The organism is Geoalkalibacter ferrihydriticus DSM 17813 (genome assembly GCF_000820505.1).
GTDB classification, from domain to species: domain Bacteria; phylum Desulfobacterota; class Desulfuromonadia; order Desulfuromonadales; family Geoalkalibacteraceae; genus Geoalkalibacter; species Geoalkalibacter ferrihydriticus.
Genome location: NZ_JWJD01000004.1, coordinates 107,980 through 125,997, shown reverse-complemented (window position 1 = coordinate 125,997; position 18,018 = coordinate 107,980). Strand labels below are relative to the sequence as shown.

Sequence of the window (18,018 nt, the reverse complement as noted above, 5' to 3'; positions counted from 1 at the left end):
TATTGATTAAGTTTTTATTTGCGAAAAATTTGGTATCTTGTATTTTATCCTAAAACTAATCTTCTTCTGATTAGGCCCTGCTAGGGAGCTGAGGGCTCATCCGGAACATGAGCAAAAAATCCACGATTGAATATATTCAAAAAATCGTCCCAGACGCATATCATGGCACCACGCTCATTTCTGCTGGCAAGATATTTAAGGAAGGTTTTAACCCTAGCACAGGTCCCCGGCACTGGTTAGGTGATGGGGTATACTTCCATGAGTCATCCTCTTATTTCGCTGAGCGAGAGGGCAGAAGAGCCGCGAGAGAAAGAGGGCTTGCCGATCCGCAAATTGGTGTTATTTGTGCTACAATTAATTTGGGTAGGTGCCTTAACCTTAATACCTATGAGCATGCAGAAGCTGTAAAGGTCGCAAAGGAAAATCTCATAGCACGAGGGAAAAAGGACGTAACCGACGCTGTAGCAATTAATTTCGTTGCTCTTTTGGAAGGCGCAGATGTAGTCAAATGCAGCTTTGTGTGGAAAAAAGACCTTAAGGTTGGAGAAAGGCTGTTTCTGTATAATCCAGTTTTAATTTGCGTAAGGAATACACAAAACATTTTGAGTATGCACTTACACTATAAAGGGTATTAAAGATGGAAAAGAAATGGACAGAAAACTTAAAGGATCGAATTGAGACATTTTTTGAAGCTGCCACCGACGCAGAGGTTGATGCTATTCTTGAAAAGTCTAATTATGATTTTTATAAGCATGTAAAAAAACCTGTATTGTCCAACCTAAACGAAGCGTTTACTTTTGCGCCTGGAGAAAATTTATTTTTTGGCGAAATCAAATATTCAACATCAAAGTCTGAGAAGAGATATAGAAAAAGCATTAAACATGATATTTTCTCTTCTCCTGACAAGGATGTAAATTACATCCCCTTCAAATTGGCTGCTTAGGTTTGTCAATGGCTGAGAAAAAAGAGGGAGTTCCTTTGACTAAATATCATCCCATTCAAGTCCAAGGTGTGTTGGTCAAAGAATTATTTATTTCAGCGAATGGACCCCCTAGCGAAGATAAAGGTGTCGAAGGGGGCAGGTTCTCTCTTATGGTAGGTCATAGTGAGTATGATGAGGAAGATAAAGAGATCAGTGTTTCTTTGAAGCTTGAGGTCGGCTTCGAAGAAGATGAAAAGGAAAACTCGGCTCCTTTTTCAATGAGAATTGAAATTGTTGGCAATTTCAAAGTTGATGAAAGTGAGTTTCCTGTGGAGCATATTGACCACTGGGCACAAAGAAATGCTCCTCTGATCTTATTTCCCTATTTGCGAGAGCATGCATATTCCCTTACAGCCCGTTGTGGTTTTAAGCCAATGTTGCTCCCCCTGCTTGAAGTCCCCACTTTTAAGCCTCCTGAATAGTTGTTTTTAGTTCCTTTTTCTTTCAAGGACATATCGCTTCGCATGAAACCTACCCCATCGCCATCCAGTCAAATTCTGCCAAACTCCTGTCTTGTAGTAATAATCAAAGACCATGCCAAAGGTGTCGCGCCGAGAGAGGGTAATGGAAGGTGCCTGCAGAAAGGGCCACCTCAACCCTCAAATGAAAATAGCCCTTTTTATGTTTGAAAAGTCACGGTACTGAGACTGCCTGAAAACTGTTCCGGCAACGTGGTTTGGAGGATGCATTTCGCGTTACGCAAAAAATGATCCTCCATCGATAGCGGTGTTCATCTGCTCCGCTAGGTTAATGACTTCTTGCCTGTGATCTCTCATAGTTTCTGCCGGAAGGGAGGCGACTCGGCGAAGCTTGTTGATTGAGATGGGGTCTCCGGAATTGGCCATTTGCTCCACCGCCCAGGCTAGGCGGCGCCGGATAAAGTTTTGCCGCGATTCGGAACGCTCTTGAAGGATGCCGGCAACCAGGGGGAATTTGGTAGGATCATTGCTATATTGTCGTAGAAGGCCGGCCCTTTTCAGGGCTGCAGTGGCGGTCGCCTGCACTGGTTTTGGGCCCGATGCCAGCATCTCGTCAAATACGCCCGCGATCTCTATCGCCTTATTCTGATCGAGAAGGGCCCAGTCGACTCTGCTTTTCCTGGGAGTTGGCGCCGCGGCCTTTTTCTCGGAAATTTGTTTGTAGAACCACTCCTTATCCTGTTTAAGCATATAGTCATAAACACCGGGCAGACCTTCCAAGATATCGATTCGGGTTGCAGTCGGGTTTGCGGAGAGATGGTCGCGCAACCGAGCGCGGTTTCGTTCTTGCGTTATAAGCTTCGCAGCACCTCGGAAGCTGGCGTTTAGCCCAGGTTCATCCAGTTCAATCAAAGTGAGTGCCCATTCGCTGCAACCGTGGTGGCGCATGATCTGTGTTTTCTCCATCCCCTGCATAAAATCTTCCTTGATTGCAGAGATCTTCGCGTCTCCCAGTTTTTTTCGAGTCTGGTGGGAAAGAGGAACGCGCCAGCCACGTTGGCGAATTTTCTCAATGAGCCGATAGGTCGAGATCCCAAGTTGCTTGGAGATTCCGGGTAGGCCGCATTCACCGGTTTGAAGGAGCCGAAAAAGATCTGCGCTCCAGGTCGGCAGCACCAGTTCTTCTTCGATTGTCTCAGGTCGAGATAGATCTTCTGCTGTTTTTTCAAAAGCCTCTAACGATTCGTAGAGCGTTCCAATGATGATAAGGAAGAGGAGGGCAGGGCTGCGCTTCTTCCCGTCGAGTTGTCCTGAAAGAAGTCTCCGGAGCCATGCCGCAGGTCTTTCCCCTTCCCAGGCAGGAGTTCCCAGCCATTCCAGAGTTTGCCTTCCGAATCTCTCCTCAATAGCTTTTGCGAGCCGACGTGGCTCAATCAAGGAACCTCGCCCGAAACCTTTCTCCAGGACTTTCTCCCGCAAGGTCGCCCTGATGCCACCGAAGGGGCTTCCTGGCGAGTTCACCATCCAAGCACTCTGCCGAGCGAGCCAGAGAAGTGGTTCGGTGTCTTCCGGTAGGTCGGCATGGACTGGCAGCGGATTTATTCCCTCCTGGCAGAGACATCTGCCGGCCATGCTCAGGGCTCTGCCTTTTATGGGATACGGACCACAGCGGCTGCAACCCTGAGCTAAGGCCGTACCATGCCGCCAGCAGACCGCCACTCCTGGCAACAGATGCTCGCGTCGGAACCAGGGAAAACCATAGTTGTCGCGGTCTACTTGAACACAGGTCGGACAATATCTGGGATGGATAGAAAGCATTCCGCGAGGGTAGCTGGTCAACCCCAGCGCCATTGTTATCGGCTGGGAAGAGTCGATTCCCGCAAGCCTGTCCACCCATCTGTCTCGATTTTCCTTCTCGTCGAAGTAAATGAAATACGGCAGTGAGGTATGCTTACGAACGATAAGGGTCGCGTCTCGCCAAGGATGGCCGAGCGGCATTCTCCTCGAAATAGATGACAGATAGCCCGGAAGTGCCGATAGCAGGGTTGTGGAGTGCCGTTGGCAGGTAAACTCCTGCAAAAGATAGGTTTCGGGAAGACCTGAGCGCGCGATGGAGCGACTGAAAAGAGAGTAAGCCGTCTCGCCCGAGGCTGGCACAGGGAAGAAAGGAAACGTATTCATGCCCTTTTTCCGAGGATATCGGCAGAGTTTTGAGCAGACCCTCGGATCGCATCGTGGAGGCTTTTTGTCGTCAGCTTGTTTTTTCTTCCTTGGCGAGGTTTGGCTACATTCTGGGGCGGCCCGGCGGCAATATTTTCCAACAGAGCCTCCTTGGTGTCTGCCATCCCTTCTCGAAGAGCTTTGATGCGGTTCTGTAATGGATCGTCATCCATTTCCGCAATCGCGTCAAAGTAGAGATCGTCATACTGGCTCAAAACTGCCGGATTGTTTTCCCGGAGAAGGTGGATGATGTGGTGTATCGGCCGGAAGCGTTCATGATAGATCTCATTCAACAGACCACAGGTCACGGTTTCGAGCCCTTCCTCGATCGCGTAGGTCTGGGCGGTAATAAAGAGGTTGATCATGATGCCGGTGATTCCCTGACTGAAGCCATATAAGGTTTGGACGATTTTGTCGCTGATGTCTTGCGGTTCTCTCACCCACTGATAGCGCCAGACGATGTTGCAGAGGGCACGCCAATTTATATCGCTTGGGTCGGCAGGCCTCTTCAGTTCGTGAAAACCGCCCTCAACGAGACGGCGCGCGAGGCTGGTTTCCTCCCTTAACATTGCTGCGGCTTTATAGGTCCCGACAAGGATGATGGGAACTCCGAGTTCGTCGCGGAGATTGTGAATCAGGGCTAGAACCTCTCCCTTGCCGCCAGATTTTGCCAAGGAGATATTTTGAAATTCGTCGATGACAAGAGCGCCGACATGGTGATTTTTGATAATTGCCTCAAGTGCGGAGACGTATTCGGATCTTGATGCCTTGTCTGTGAATCGTTGAGCATAAAGTTTCTTGCCAAGCAGGGTGTCAGCATGGAGGCCGATTTTCTTGCAGACAGATTTGGCACTGCACTGGTCGGGCACATTCCTCATGAGATAGAGGATCTGTGACTCCGGGAATGGAGCACCTTTGTAGTTGGAATGCACGATGAGCGGCTTGCCCATTGCCCGCATAATACTGCGGATCAGACTGGATTTGCCCATGCCGGAAAGTCCGGTCAGGAAGGAAATATTTGAAGGGGTCTTATTAGGATCGTTAAAGGGGTTACCTTCACCATGGAGATATTGCTGGCCTAAGACTGTGGCCGGGTTATACCTACGATAGCCGTTCAGGATTTGGCAGTAAATCCGATCCAATAACCCGATGTGCTGTTGGGTTGGGAACATGAAGTTCTGCAAGCGTGAGGGCAGAGCCATCCTCATGGAGGAGGGAAGATCGCGTTCGCTCCTGTTAAAAAGAGGCTTTTGACTTAGCCGCGAAATTGCCTCCGTCTTATCCATCGGTGGAGGCCGCAATGCCTCGACGAGAGGATTCCCTTGGAATTCGGGGATCGGGAAATCGAAATACTCAGGGCTATCGTTGATCCAATCCCTCATCAGTCCTCCCACATCTGAATCGACAATTCAGCAGGATGAATCTTATTTTCAGGGTGATTTTTCGTCTCTCCGGACGGGGCAGGCAGGGGGCCAGGCGAAACAGCTCCTGTGATATCTTTTTGCGCCCCCACTGCCGGTGTCGGCTGTGGAGCCGGTGCCATGGCCGTAGCGCCGGAGGCGATCATCTCGCTTGCCGCTCTTTCAAGTTGGGTGTTTTCCATTCGATCTTTTTTGCGGCCTGCAATGGAAACCCCTTTCCTATCCTCCTTGGTTTCCTCCTCAGCCTGGGTGATAATTGCATTGATCCGTTGGCGTCGTTCGCTCTCCCGGTGAAGGTTTTCGTCTTTTGCGAGGCGCCGGAGGTGTTTCACCTCCTGTCGGCTGATTTCCAATTCGTAAAACGCCGCTTTTCGCCGCTTGATGTTTTCGCTGACATTGGATGCCGGGACCCATTTTTTTTCTTTCTGGTCCATGAACCAGATCTGGTCTGCATGATGTTCATCATACCGGACATGAACCAGAGGGTTTCCTTTTCCGGATGCCCTCCAACGGGACATGACATTAGCGCCCGCAGGAAGTCTATAGGTCTGACACTTGAAATTGAGTCCTTTAGGCGTGAGTGCCGCCTCACCCTTCATCAGGAGACTCTCCCAAATTTTTTCTTTGGTAAGCGACCGTGTGAGAGTGTAGCGTTCTACTCCCCACCGGTACAGCCCAATGCGCGTTACATCGGTCTCTCCCTCCTCGATCATCTCGGGAGGGATGTGAGCGGCGGGTGCCGGTTCGTGGTTTAGCCCGATGATGATTTCGACAATCACCCTCTCCATTTCCTCGATGGTTAAAGCTGCTGTTTCGGTTCCATCGGTCTCACGGCGTTGACGGTTTTTTGGATGACGACCGGGCAGCCGATGGGAATGTCCATGCTTAACGTCCTTGATTGATGCCTCAACCTTACCTTTGAGCTGCGGGCACATCGGTGGCATGATTTCAACTTTAAGGCCAATTTCCGGGATCAAACCTGCTTTATTGCTAACCAGTTCGCCTCTGTCAGCAGCGAGACGTTGAGGGAGGTGCTGGCAGGGCCAATCCTCTCTGGAGTACCAATTCATACCCAATCGCTCGAATACCTCCTGTTTGTCCGTAAAACAGTTTTGCAGCGCCTTTGATGCCAGTGCCCAGCTAGCGTTGTGAAACGAAAGTGCATAACCGACGATGGCCCCAGACCAAACGTCGATGATGGCGTAGAGAGTTGGATCCTTGAGTGTCTTGGACCGGTCATACCGCGAGACCAGTCTGACTTGTAATTTTGTTGCGTCTATTTCGAACCGATAGCCTGGTCCCGGAACATTGTCACGATTTCGACCTCTGAATTCCCATTCCACAAGCTTCTGGCGAATTCTACGGCCATTTTTCCGAGTTTTGCCGAGGTAGCCGCAGACATAGCGAAATTGAGCGAGACTGGGTAACTGTTCTTTCGGGAGAAGAATTGCAGTGACTGGAGCTCCCCTTTCTATATGCAGTCCCCTTGTGAAATACTTGTTTTTTGTCTCGATGAAGGCTTCTTCCAGGGTGAGGCCGTCCGGCAGGTAAAATTTCTTAGCGCCTTTTTCTAGCTTTTCGCGCACGTCTGGCAAGGAGACCTGACTGGCCACTGTGCTATCCTGGGGTTTCCTGCCCCTCTTCTTTGAACCCGGCTTTTGCTTTTGGCCGCGCCCTCCACACCTAGAAAACATGGGGGCGAGGGCCAGCTCAGTCTGCCCGCCCCACATGTACCGATAATAGAGACGGCGAATTTGTCGCGGATGAATTTTGCATTCCTCACCCCGCTGGGCAAACATCCGTGCGCGATACTCCGGGTTGAAGAGGACATTATCATCCAAGACAAGCGGGGTAAGAACATCCATTGATTTCTTTACTTTTTCTATTCCCGCAGAATTCAGCACCTCCAGGGTAGGAGGTAGTTCGATGGTGATTTCCTGATCCAGGAGAACCTCTCCAGCCTGGATAGCTGCCTGCAATTGGAGCATGGGGATCTGGATCGGCCCCTTAAGTGGCGATTCGTCTACACGGATCAGGTATGCGAAATTCTGGGAGTCGACACCCACTAGGCGAGAAACCCCTTCGATGACCGTCGAAGTATCTGGCGCTGCACAGAGGAAATCGTTGATGCTTAGCATCTGTCGCCTCCTTGGTTTGCAATCCTGAGCAGTGGCTGATCGTGATGGATGACTTTTTTGTCCAGATCAACGGGAAGGAGTCGCAGCCAGACGGCCCGGCTGAAGAGGGTGAAACACTCTTCCCGCGAGAGACCTATTTTTTCGCCGACTCGGTCGAGGATGCGGAGAAACGTACGGTTGGCCGTCCAGTTTGAATCAAATATCTTTAGGAAGTCCCCCATAAGTGTGTTCACACTGTCGAGTTCCTCGGAGACCATACTCCCCCGAAGCAAATCCAAATTACGGACACGAACCATGGGGATGTCCTGTTCGGTAACCAGGCGCCAAGAAACGCCTCGGAGCTCCCAGTAAGTTTTTTCGATGAGGAGTTTTTCCATAACCCGCCGAACTCGGCGGCCTATCTTCTTGAATTTTGATGTGAACATGTTGGCCTCCCGAGGTAGGATCGTCGCCGAAGAATGCTTGACGCAGATGACCCCGTAGCTCTTTTGCCCTTCTTTTTCTGAAGTCAGCACCAAGTCTGAAGTTATGAGTGTCGGGGTTTTTGTTCCTGGGTAAGTAGGATGGCGAATGCCAAGCCCATCAGCAATCCTCTGCGTTTCCTCCCAAGGGAGCAGGGTGAACTGTTCCCGGATGTCGGTAATGTCCCCCGCATACTCGGCCAGAATGTGGCAGGCGTATTCGAGATCGGAGAGATAATGATGGACTCGACCGGTTTTCAGGCCCAGCACCATGGATGATCGACCACAAGAGGGAACATCCCGGACATGAAAAAACGGCTTATACTCTCGACCCGTTCCTTGGCCGTCACCCTTGGCGATCCAACGTTTAACATCGTTCGGTGATATGCCCCTTCTTTTTTTCATACCTGCTCCCGTGCGAGGGGATTCTAAAGAGAGTTTCCTTTGGTGCCCATCATCAAGATACTCAGTGCCGTGCACTAAATTTCTCGTGCATTCTCTTTGACGTATTTGTAAACTGCTATAGTGTGTCGCACTTTTATGCCACGTCGCACTATTGTGCTACAAATTTAGCACTGGCAAAGCCTTTTGTCAATAAAGATCGCACGCTTGTGCGACGTTTCTTTGGGAGATAAATTATGAATCCGCAGAGCCTGCTCCAAGAATTGGCGGAACTATCCAGAATTAAGGGCAATTGGTACTCGGTAGCATCGACTTTTGAGAAATTCAAGCAACATTACTCTAAAGCAGGATATGCACACCCGCACCGAAGAATCAGAGACGCTTGCAAGGCATGTGGCTACAGCCTGAATACGGTGAATCGTATGATGGCTGTCAGGGAGTTTTTCGATTCAGTCAAGGGTTCTGTTAAGGATTTGGCGGGGGTCGATCCAGATACTTTATCTTTCCCTAGCCTTGAGGTGATAAAACGCCTGCATCAGGTGAATCCCAACGAAGGGGTCAAAATGTTGGCCGAAGTTGCAGGGGGGAAATTAACTTACCGGAACTTGCGAGAACACTATAAACAGGTGTTTTCCAAGAACGCGAGTGCCGCTTCTGGCCAGCAACTTGCGAAAAAAGAAAGAGGAGAATTTGAAGAGGCAGCCTTTCGTGGTCTTCTCTATGCGCAACCAAGCATGTTCGTGGATAAAATCAAAAGAAGTATTGAAAAAGTAAAACCTATGCAATTCCCTTTGTCTGTTGATGCAATAGCATTTGGGTGGGATCCTGAAACCAAAAAATCAGAGGACGTTGGGTTTATGTTCTTTCACCTCCGGTCAAACGAAAACTTTAAGCAGCGCATCGAGCCACTTTTGAGCCGACTGCTTTTTAATGCCTGTTTTTTTAAGGCTATTTGGGTCATTTTTCCATCAAATATTGGTAGTGAACGCATTAGAATTTTTTCCGAAATCCTGCATTTGCTGGATCGCCATTCTGTCGGTATTGCGATTCTGCCTTGGGAAAAAGAAAGGGGAAGAACCGAAGATCATATTTTGGAATTTGTTCGAGTGCCAAGAAGTGGGCCGTCACCAGACTGGCGGGATAAGCTTGATAATTTTGGTAGCCTTTATTTTCCTCTGACTCAACCCTCACTTCCTGAGGATGCATGATATATTTTTCCTGCCATCCAAAAAGGACTTTAAAGATCATTCCTATGACGAGACCGTAGGAGAAAAAGGCACGCCCTGCCGGTTCTTCGGCGCGTGCTTAGACGGACCCCCCTACCGCGGAATCACGTCCACATTCGTTTCCAAACACGGTCTAAGAAAAAGGTCATTTGCGCCGATCTGGAACCAATCGTCCGGTTTCTGGTAGATGTCAAAACCTCTCCCGATCTTTAAGGTCCAGCCGTTACTCAGCCTTATCTCTCTATCGTGCAAGGCTGCGTTTTCCTTGATCTCCAAAGATATATCAAGCTGCTTCAGACTGTCGGCGATGGAAAACAGCTTTGCCATCGCCTCGTCCTTCTCGAACTGGTTGTCAAACTTCGTGATCAGGACAATACGCTTCGGCTTGCCTAGACGAACGGCCGTTTCGCAAAAGCGCAAGAAGTTGCCGATCTGATGATTTTGCCGGATATAGGGGTCCTCGATGACGATCTCCTCTGCTCCAGGCAGGTAGTCGCCGAAGATGCTCTCGTAGGAATGCCCGATTGCTCCGTAATGGATTCGATAGTGCCGCTCCTTCGGTTCGCTTCTATTAGCGGCAAGGGCTTCCGTCTGCTCTGAGGCAACGGGCTCCGGTAAGGCCGAAGGTTGAGCCTCCGGCGGAGGAAAGGCCCCTGGAGGTGGCTGTACAGTAGCGGGCTTAGCAGCTACAGTCTCATCCTCTTCTTCCTGCGCCCGGCTGCGTGAGGGGTTCTGGGTTGCGTCGGCATAACGCGATTCGGGGCAGAAGACCGTAATCAACTGCCCGTCGGGTGCGTAGAAACCGAGGTTGATATTGGCGAACTCGTCGTCCGGCTTCTTTTTGTTGAGCTGCTCCTTCACCCGCCGCCGCCCTTCGATCGCATAGGCGAGATACTCGTTGATTTCCTCCTGGGTCGGCTCGTCGCCCGGATGGAGCATCTTGACGAAAGCGCAGACGGTCTTCAGCACGGCCGTCTGGTCCCGCTGGTCATAGCCGGGGCCGAGTTTGCAGGCAGCCTTCACCTGGGCGAAACGGTTCGTTTTGCGGGCGAGATGGTGAAATGCCTCGGCCAGGTATTCGATTATCAAACCGTAATTGCGGGTCAGGTTCTCGTCTTTGTTCTTCGGAATCTCCCAGCCGGGAACGAAGGTATGGAAACGGTCCAGAATGGCCAGATCGAATACTGGATGCAGAGGCTTGAAGAGCGAATGCTCAGGGGAGTTGACCACCGACTCAATCGCATCATCGATATTGCCGATGAAAGCCAAGCTGGCGCTCGCCGTAACCATTGAGGAAGATCGGGTGAAATTGCCGTTGGCCATGTACTGCTTCATCACCTGAAAGGTCTCGCGATCTCGCACCACGATCCCTTCGCCGACCTCATCAAAAGCCACTACGTCCCAAAAGCCTATAATTCCAACCTGCTTGCGGCCGTTATTCCACCAGAGTGTTGCGGCAGAGGTCGGTGCACCGAGCAACGTCGAATAAGGTGAGAACTCGCTGAAAGTGTAGGACTTCCCGTTCCCGCGCGGACCCAGCTCGATGAAGTTGAAGTTCGCCTCCACCAAGGGAGCGAGTCGGGCCAGATAATGAAACTTCAGGCGCGGACTCATCCAGCTCGGCTCAATGCCAAACGAGCGGATCAGTACATCGATCCACTCGTCCCGGGTGAACTGCCTGCGCCCCTCCACGAACCCATCGAAATCAAACCTGGAAAGTTGGATCGGCTTAAGCTTTTCGATGTAGAAGGCATAAGGGTCATCTTCAACATCGTTGTGGGCAACGGTGCACTCCGCCCAGATCCCCCCTTCGAAGATGCGGTCGTTTTCAGATTGGTAGTAGCGATCGTTTATAGCGATGCGTGAGGAATTGAAATTCTCCATCCGCGCCCAAGGCCGCTTCTCCTTCTCAAAATATTTGACGTGGATCTTGTCGATGAAGGTGTGCTTGCCCCTCTGTTGAACGATCATCTGCGCCTTGTTGCTCTCGTCGGGGCGCACGTAGTTCTTCTGAATGGTCTCCAGAACCGCAGCCATCCCCTCCTGTATCTCTCGCGGATCATCGCTGGCGCAGTAGCGAGCCAGAAGAAATTCCAGCACGAAGGATGGAACGTTGGTCCCCTTTTTTACCTGAAGGAGCAGATCCTTGCGCACCACCTTGCCGAAGAAGACGTCGTTTAGTTTGATGTCGAGGGCATCCTGGTTCATTCGAAATATCCCGTCTCAAGATGAAGGCTGGCCAGCAATACGTTTGTCGCTGCGTCGAGCACCCGCACGGTGAAGTCCCCAGAGAAATCATCCTCCATCCGGAGTCCTACAGAGAGAGCGGCGCCGGGGTTGATGCGCACCCCGCCAGTCGCGGGGTTAATTGTCGGGCAGGAGCCTACCCAACCTACGATCTTTCCTTTGGGATCGGCGGCCTCGATAACGACCTCGATTTCTCCCTCTTCGGTGAATAGCCCAGCCTGCGGCCAGGCCAAATCCACGACAGGACGACGAGAGGTAATGCGGTTGGTTTTCCCCTGGCGATAAGTCAATACCAGGCTATCGGGTGAGAGCTTTTTCCCTTTCTTGCCAGAGACAAGTTGAACGTTGAGGCAGGGAAGCACGCATTCCTGGAGGGATAACCCCTCATGGTAGTATATCTGTCCGCGGGAATAAGGGACCAAAGCTTTGGGCGCGGCAAATTCTTCGAAATCACCTGGGATACCTAGATCTTCGCGTTTCAGCACCAAGTTCGCTGCATCGGCCTGGCCCTGGCCGAGCATGCACCGAGTTTTTTCGATCAGCCAGTTACCTGCCGGGCGCGGGGCAACATTCCCTGCCCCTTGTTCATGGAAGAGGATGAATCCATGGTCAGTGGCAATGATCGCTCTATCGAAGCCCATATCCGCCACCTTGGTCAACCCGCGAAGGATCTGGCGCACAAGTGTCGGGATCAATTGCAGGACGTGATGAGGGGTATCATGGGCAATGGAGTCAATATCACGGGTGCGGACAAGAAGCAGTCGCACCTTGTCTCCCATTTTCGGTTTCTTCTGGCGAACCAAATCGTCAAGGTCGATATCGCCGCACTGGTCACCTTTTTTCGATTGCAGGTAGGCCAAGCGCGTAGCCGGGGCAGTTGCCACCTGTCCACCGAGGGTCGTGACCAGTTTCCCATCCTTGCTGATCATCTTGAGAGCAGACTCGGCCTCGGGCATCAGGCTGGCCATCCCCACTTCGGTATAAGTCGGCAGTTGAGCGCAGGCGGTGTGCAGGATAACCGGCCGCTTGTCAGATAGCTGCTTTTCGATCTCGACGCCCAGTTCATAGCGTAGAGAATCAATGAGAAAATAGGCCACGCGCTCGCCGGCGTCGAGGGCCGGGGCGACCATTTTCGAGAAGATCTGGCAGTTCCAGAGCACTTGGCCCCCACTGACCGGCCACCCCTCGGTAGCCACCAGGCGAACGAATTCGGCTTGAAGAGCCTCAACAGATCGGAAGTATGCAGAACGGGCGCGGGCGACCAATGTTTCCAGCCCTTCGTGGTCCCCCTGCCACTCATTGACGGCCTGTTCCATCTCTCGGTGGTGGCGGTCCAGGTCGCGCCAGTTCAAAGCGTAGCCATGGATGATCGATTCAAGCGTGGGGAAGCGGGGGGTGCTCAGACGACTGGCTGTATCGAGAAGATCGAGAGCCCTCAAGGAAAGGGTCCACTCGGCCAAACGCTCCTCCTGCCCCATCCAGATGGACTTTCTGCGGCTCTCCCAGATTTCCCTTGCTTTTTCAAGCTCACCATCAAGGGCCTGGTCCACCATGCGCTGCAGGAAAAGGCGCTCTTCAAAGGAGAAGGTATCCCGCTCCCCAAACTGTGTCATCTCGCGAGTACGCTCCGCGAGTGAAAGCTCCTGCTCGATCTCCAAGGCAAAGATCGTGTAGGTATCCTTATGGTCCTCGTGCTTGCGTAACTCATCACAGAGATCGTAGATCAGAGATTTCGCCTCGATCCCGGCTTGCGGAAGGGTCGCAAGGGCCGAGGGGATTTCACTCCCGGAATCGAATACGAATTCGCTGAAAAGGATGATCCGCCACAACTCGTCAGCGATCGACTGACGTGTCTGCCCCTTGGTCTTAAGCCTTTGCCCAAGGCTGCGATGAACAAACTCCCTGGCTTCTCCCACCCAGGTCGGGTCCTGCTTGAGCGCCTCTTCCTGTTCCGGTTTCGGCGATACGATGCCGATCAGGATTTCTCTCGCGGACGAGGCTCCCAGCAGGGTTTTCAGTTTGGGCCAGGAGCCCCCCTGGTCGAGCGCATCCATCATATCAAAGGTCGGCTCCCCGTCTTCGAAAAGCCTATTGATTTCCGGGACATGATCCGGCTTGGCCCGGCGACAAATGGAAGCGTAATCATCGCCATCGCCCGAGGGGAAGACGGCTCCGATCTCGGCGAAAACGGCAAAGGGGTCTCGCTGCTTGGCATCGCTGTCCGCGGGAGGAGGCGCCGGAATCCAGATCACCAGTTGATGGATGTTACCGTCCGCCAAGGAGCTGAGAGCTTCCGTAGCTGCCTCACGCTGCTCAATGATAGATGGGGAAACGTCGATCACCTGGCATTTTTCCCATGCCATATCCAGAGCAACATCGTAATAGCGGCGAACTGGGTCATAAATGACGAGTGCACCTTTCTCCTGGGCTCTGCGGCGGAAGACCTGATCACGGATGTATTCCCGAATCGTCATAAATCAAGCTCCTCTGTAACGGGAGAAACCTTCTTCCTCCCCCGCGTGCCTTTCGCCTTTGGCGGCGCCACTTTGCAGAGGTGCTCCAGACCGTGGGCGATAGCGATAGAACGATCTTTTTTGCAGACATCTTCCACCCGAGTGGGCCAGATGCTATAGGCCAGGTGCGCCCAGTCGTACTCTCCTTTTTCGAGCTTTTCCCAGCAGACCTTCAGGTCCTTCTGCCATTTCGGCAGACGGAAGAGCTTCCAGAGGGGACTAGCGGTGATGAGGACGCCGTCGTTGAGGTTGGGCTTCCAGGGGAGCTTGATGATGCGCTCGATCTCGTCGCGCAGGTCCTTAAGTTCGTCCAGGAACTCGCGGAGCTCGCCGGCGCGGGTGCCGCTCTGGCCCGAGGCGGTAAGGGCATCGAGTTCGGATTGGACCTTGCGGATCTTGGGATCGAGGAAGTCGGCCAGGCAGGTGTGGAGGGTCTGGTCGGTGAGGCGGTGGTAGTAGAGCCAGAGGGTGTAGCTGCCGGACTTGGTGGAGAGCGGCCAGTAGATGGGGGCCTGGCGGCGGCTTTTGCTGTAGCGCTTGAGGTGGTCGGCGAAGAAGGTGGCAGGGCGGCGGAAGTAGTCGCGCAGGGACTTCACGCCGAGGATCTCGCAGGCTTCCTGCTCGATGGCTTCGCCGCGGTCCTTCCAGATCACCTCGATGGCTTCGCGGATGCGGGCGACAATGTCCTCTGGGTGGTTCTCGTCGTCCACCAGAATGCCGGGCCAGGAAATGCGCAACGGGTAATCGGCGGGCACATCTTTCGGCTCGGCGGGCAGGCCCTCGGCGTTCTGGAGCATGCCGGGTGGACAAATAGGAAGCGCCTCGAAGAGACCTGGCAAATTTGAAACCTGGCGTTGGCCAGTAGAATACCGGACTTCCCAACGGCCGAAAATTGTGCCTAGAGCAAAACTAACAAGATTTTGCACGTAGGAAGTGGTGTCAGAGAGGCTCACATCTTCATCTTCCTTTCGGGAAGATGAACCTTCACTTCCCTTTTCTGAATGCGATGAGAAGCGCTTTTCAATAACAGTACGGTCTTCACCTGTAAATAAATAAATGGAGTAAGTGACCGAATTGATACGGTTTTCGTGTAGCATCTGATCGTTTTCAAGCTTTTCGATGGTCAATCGGTAGTCTTTAAAACAAGCATTAAGTTTTTTTGTTTTATCGGGGATCAATGTTCCTTCGAAAGAGTAAGAGGTTTCTGACCAAGAGCGCTCATCACGAACAGACTTCCACAAATTCAGAGCAGCGTCTCGCAGAACCTCTCTGACTTCTGGCGGTATGTATTTTGGGAATGGCAATCTTTGAACGATACCAGGGACAAACTTCGAAAATCCTTCCCTCTCAAGCATCATATCAATCAAATAAGCCGCAGGTTGTGATGATAGTATTGCGAGCACAATTAACGGATCTTCTACTGGGAAGCAGCCATAAGCGTTTGTGCTGAAGATACAACCTGAGGGCATTGCACAAATTCCTAGAGCCGATGCACGCATCCCCCACGTTAGCCCTGGCATGAAGTAGTATTCAATACTTCTAACATTTCGTGACCAGTGCCCACCCTTGTTAGACCCGGTATTCTCATTGAAATCTTTGATTTCTTTCCCATCTCTATGCCAGTTTACGACTAGGGGAAAGTCACAATAAAATCGTGACATTCCACCTCCTTTGGAGAAGGCTACCCATGCGTCGTTGCCCACGGGGGAGTTTGGCCGCCGGATGATGGAGCTTTCTTTGACCTCCCACCAAGTCCTGACGAAGCGCTCATCATTGGAGGTTTGTGTCCCGACTCTAACTACTCCCGTATTGGGCTCGAAGCTTGGGAATGAACGGAAAGCGCTCCGAATTCTATCTGGTACCCAATAATTGAATGGAGCTCCGGGAACAACAAAGAAGCTGGAAGGATTGATTATATAATAGTTTTCAGGGCGACTGCCCTTTAAAATAGAGGCAACCATACTCTGTATTTTTCTAGCAGGATCTTGTTCGTTGAGGGCCCTAAAACAATTCATCTCAGATTTCTGACGGGGGTCCATCGGAATAGAAAGGACATAGGCAGCAGCTTCAACCATTGCAGCATCCATGACGCCAAGTCCAAGATCCGCAATAATTTCAGGCTTCAGAAACGAAAGTATTACCCGTTCTCGCCATTTTTCAAAAGAAGAGAGAAAAAAGCACGTACGTGATGTAATCGCTCCAAGATGGCCGCCGTGCCTGAGAAGCTGCCCGCCCCGTTCTATAAATGCAGCGAGGATATCGTTATAGCTGTTAGGGAATGCATCCCTTGCCAAGTTCTTGTACTGAGCCGACCACTCCCCAAATGGAGGATTCATCACCACCGCGTCGTAGCGTTTGCGGCAAAGGTCGATGAAGGCGAATCCGCGGGCGGCATCGTCGGCGAAGAGACGGCGCTGGTAGGAACCGGCGTCTGCCTGCTCGGCGTACGCGCGGAGGGCGTCGATTACCTGTTGCTCGGCTGGGTTGAAGAATTCCTCCTGTGAGCTGTCCATGCGGGTGAATAGGTCGCCCTGCTGCTTGAGCCACTCCCTGCGGGCTCTGTCGATGGCGGTGCGGATTTCCTCCTCGATCTTGAGGAGAGAGCCGGCCTCGCCGGCGAGCTGCATTTTGTCGAAGACGGTCTTCACCAGCTCACCAATCAGGGGTGGGTCGAGGGTGGTGACGAAGTCCTGGAGCATTTCGGGGCTGCCGGGCATGGGCTCAGCGCAGACGATGTTCGAGCGGCGGACGCGGGGGCGATCGACGGGATTGACGTTCCTGGCCTGCCACGCTTTCTGGGCGCGTAGCCAGAGAGAGAGCCCGGCAATCTGGACGGCGCGAGGGTCGATATCGATGCCATTGATGTTGTGTTCGATAATGAGGCGGGGGACGTCTTTGAGGAAGTCCTCCTTGGATACGTAGGTGATCTGGAGAGCCGGACAGAAACCGTTGTCCCACGCTTCCTCGTAAATGGTTTCAAAGAGGTCGAATGCGTAAAGCCCGAAGTGCATGGACCCGCAGGCGGGATCAAGGAGGCGGATATCACGGGGGTCCTTGAGCGGACGGTACGGGATGTGTACGGGTTGCTTGAGGAGTGCCTCTTGGCTAAGGCCTTCCTGATCGGGCGTTTCGGGAGCGATTTCGCCTTCGGCGAGAAAGATCTCGGTGGGACGCCGGACTAGGTAGCGGCACTGCTCAGCGAGACGGGTCTGCCCCTGGGTCATTTCATACCAGATGCGGCCGAGAGTGTTGTCGGTGAGGAATTCGACGACGTAGCGGGGGGTGAAGAACTGGTTGCGGACGGCGAGTTCGCGGGAGTTGCGCGGGGCTGCAGACTCCTTGCGCATTTTCTTCCGCTCCTCGGGGTCGTTGTAATACTGGTAGATCCAGCCGATGGTCTCATCCTCCGCCCAGAGGGGCTCCAGGTCCGCGGAGTGGAGGAGGTCGAGCAGTGCCAGGACGACGGGCTCGCGGGGGAAGAGCAGGGCCTGGGGCGAGCGCCGGTCGAAGAGGACACCGAGATCGACGGCCAACTCGTCGAAGAGGCAGAAGAGATAGCGGCGGTAGCGATGGTAGGTATCGCCGAGAGCAGAGCCTGCGACGGTCTCGAAGACTTTGAAACCGCGTGACTGGTAGCCCCGGCCGACGGATTCGACGATGAGATCGCGCTTTTCCGCCATGCGGATGGCGGCGAGGCGGTTAAGGACGGTAAAGGCCTGCTCTCGGGCCAGGCGGTCGACAGCAGCCTTTCGACCGTCTTTGTCATCGGGATGAGTCTTTACCAGATAATCGATGCGCTCCCGCAATAGGGCGGCAGTGGCCAGACCGATGTCGTCAAGGTGGCTGAGCTTGTCGAGTGGAGCGAGATCGCCCTTAGCGGAAATGCCGTAGAGACTCTGAAACTGCTCTGTGAACTCATCGGCGATAACACGGCGGGCATCGGCAACGAACTTGGCGAGACGATTGCGGGTCGGTTTATCAAAAGCCAT

Annotated in this window: 11 protein-coding genes; 4 read left to right on the top strand and 7 right to left on the bottom strand. The window is 52.6% G+C overall.

The window, feature by feature from the left end; translation table 11 throughout:
• The first annotated feature begins 107 nt into the window (after positions 1–107).
• Genes GFER_RS11625 through GFER_RS11615 form a run of 3 tightly spaced genes read left to right on the top strand, consistent with a single transcriptional unit; the run spans position 108 to position 1,404 of the window.
• A complete protein-coding gene (locus GFER_RS11625) occupies positions 108–635 on the top strand; it encodes a hypothetical protein (protein ID WP_040099801.1) in 528 nt (175 codons plus the stop codon).
• A gap of 2 nt (positions 636–637) precedes the next feature.
• Entirely contained in the window at positions 638–943 is a 306-nt protein-coding gene (locus tag GFER_RS11620; protein WP_040099799.1) for a hypothetical protein, read from the top strand.
• A gap of 8 nt (positions 944–951) precedes the next feature.
• Complete coding sequence (locus GFER_RS11615) at positions 952–1,404, top strand: protein-export chaperone SecB (RefSeq protein WP_040099796.1); 453 nt, start codon at positions 952–954, stop codon at positions 1,402–1,404.
• Between the two features lie 273 nt (positions 1,405–1,677).
• Here the strand turns inward: GFER_RS11615 and GFER_RS11610 are convergent, their stop codons facing one another.
• From GFER_RS11610 to GFER_RS11595, 4 genes are read right to left on the bottom strand one after another with little or no spacing between them, the layout of a single operon-like run.
• Complete coding sequence (locus tag GFER_RS11610; RefSeq protein ID WP_074669433.1) at positions 1,678–3,582, bottom strand: TnsD family Tn7-like transposition protein; 1,905 nt, start codon at positions 3,580–3,582, stop codon at positions 1,678–1,680.
• The gene (locus GFER_RS11605) at positions 3,579–5,003 is read right to left on the bottom strand and encodes an ATP-binding protein (protein ID WP_040099792.1); all 1,425 of its coding nucleotides are present in this window, start codon (positions 5,001–5,003) and stop codon (positions 3,579–3,581) included. The genes GFER_RS11610 and GFER_RS11605 overlap by 4 nt, the downstream gene beginning before the upstream one ends.
• Positions 5,003–7,180, bottom strand: coding sequence for a DDE-type integrase/transposase/recombinase (locus GFER_RS11600; protein WP_040099790.1), 2,178 nt, complete (start codon positions 7,178–7,180; stop codon positions 5,003–5,005). Before GFER_RS11600 ends, GFER_RS11605 begins: the two co-directional genes overlap by 1 nt.
• Entirely contained in the window at positions 7,174–8,046 is an 873-nt protein-coding gene (locus tag GFER_RS11595; RefSeq protein WP_052446332.1) for a TnsA endonuclease N-terminal domain-containing protein, read from the bottom strand. Before GFER_RS11595 ends, GFER_RS11600 begins: the two co-directional genes overlap by 7 nt.
• 233 nt (positions 8,047–8,279) lie before the next feature.
• Here GFER_RS11595 and GFER_RS11590 point away from each other — a divergent pair, with 233 nt between their 5' ends.
• The gene (locus tag GFER_RS11590; RefSeq protein WP_040099788.1) at positions 8,280–9,251 is read left to right on the top strand and encodes a hypothetical protein; all 972 of its coding nucleotides are present in this window, start codon (positions 8,280–8,282) and stop codon (positions 9,249–9,251) included.
• Between the two features lie 111 nt (positions 9,252–9,362).
• Here GFER_RS11590 and brxL read toward each other — a convergent pair whose 3' ends face one another.
• Genes brxL through pglX form a run of 3 tightly spaced genes read right to left on the bottom strand, consistent with a single transcriptional unit; the run spans position 9,363 to position 18,018 of the window.
• The gene (gene brxL, locus GFER_RS11585; RefSeq protein ID WP_040099786.1) at positions 9,363–11,477 is read right to left on the bottom strand and encodes a BREX system Lon protease-like protein BrxL; all 2,115 of its coding nucleotides are present in this window, start codon (positions 11,475–11,477) and stop codon (positions 9,363–9,365) included.
• Entirely contained in the window at positions 11,474–13,990 is a 2,517-nt protein-coding gene (locus GFER_RS11580) for a PglZ domain-containing protein (RefSeq protein ID WP_040099784.1), read from the bottom strand. Before GFER_RS11580 ends, brxL begins: the two co-directional genes overlap by 4 nt.
• Complete coding sequence (gene pglX / locus GFER_RS18715; protein ID WP_074669434.1) at positions 13,987–18,018, bottom strand: BREX-1 system adenine-specific DNA-methyltransferase PglX; 4,032 nt, start codon at positions 18,016–18,018, stop codon at positions 13,987–13,989. Before pglX ends, GFER_RS11580 begins: the two co-directional genes overlap by 4 nt.

Excerpts from the sequence above, each read along its gene's own strand:
- GFER_RS11610 (WP_074669433.1), bottom strand. The coding sequence starts at position 3,582 with ATGAATACGTTTCCTTTCTTCCCTGTGCCAGCCTCGGGCGAGACGGCT.
- GFER_RS11595 (WP_052446332.1), bottom strand. The coding sequence starts at position 8,046 with ATGAAAAAAAGAAGGGGCATATCACCGAACGATGTTAAACGTTGGATC.
- GFER_RS11605 (WP_040099792.1), bottom strand. The coding sequence starts at position 5,003 with ATGAGGGATTGGATCAACGATAGCCCTGAGTATTTCGATTTCCCGATC.
- GFER_RS11580 (WP_040099784.1), bottom strand. The coding sequence starts at position 13,990 with ATGACGATTCGGGAATACATCCGTGATCAGGTCTTCCGCCGCAGAGCC.
- GFER_RS11600 (WP_040099790.1), bottom strand. The coding sequence starts at position 7,180 with ATGCTAAGCATCAACGATTTCCTCTGTGCAGCGCCAGATACTTCGACG.
- pglX (WP_074669434.1), bottom strand. The coding sequence starts at position 18,018 with ATGGCTTTTGATAAACCGACCCGCAATCGTCTCGCCAAGTTCGTTGCC.
- GFER_RS11625 (WP_040099801.1), top strand. The coding sequence starts at position 108 with ATGAGCAAAAAATCCACGATTGAATATATTCAAAAAATCGTCCCAGAC.
- GFER_RS11620 (WP_040099799.1), top strand. The coding sequence starts at position 638 with ATGGAAAAGAAATGGACAGAAAACTTAAAGGATCGAATTGAGACATTT.
- brxL (WP_040099786.1), bottom strand. The coding sequence starts at position 11,477 with ATGAACCAGGATGCCCTCGACATCAAACTAAACGACGTCTTCTTCGGC.
- GFER_RS11615 (WP_040099796.1), top strand. The coding sequence starts at position 952 with ATGGCTGAGAAAAAAGAGGGAGTTCCTTTGACTAAATATCATCCCATT.
- GFER_RS11590 (WP_040099788.1), top strand. The coding sequence starts at position 8,280 with ATGAATCCGCAGAGCCTGCTCCAAGAATTGGCGGAACTATCCAGAATT.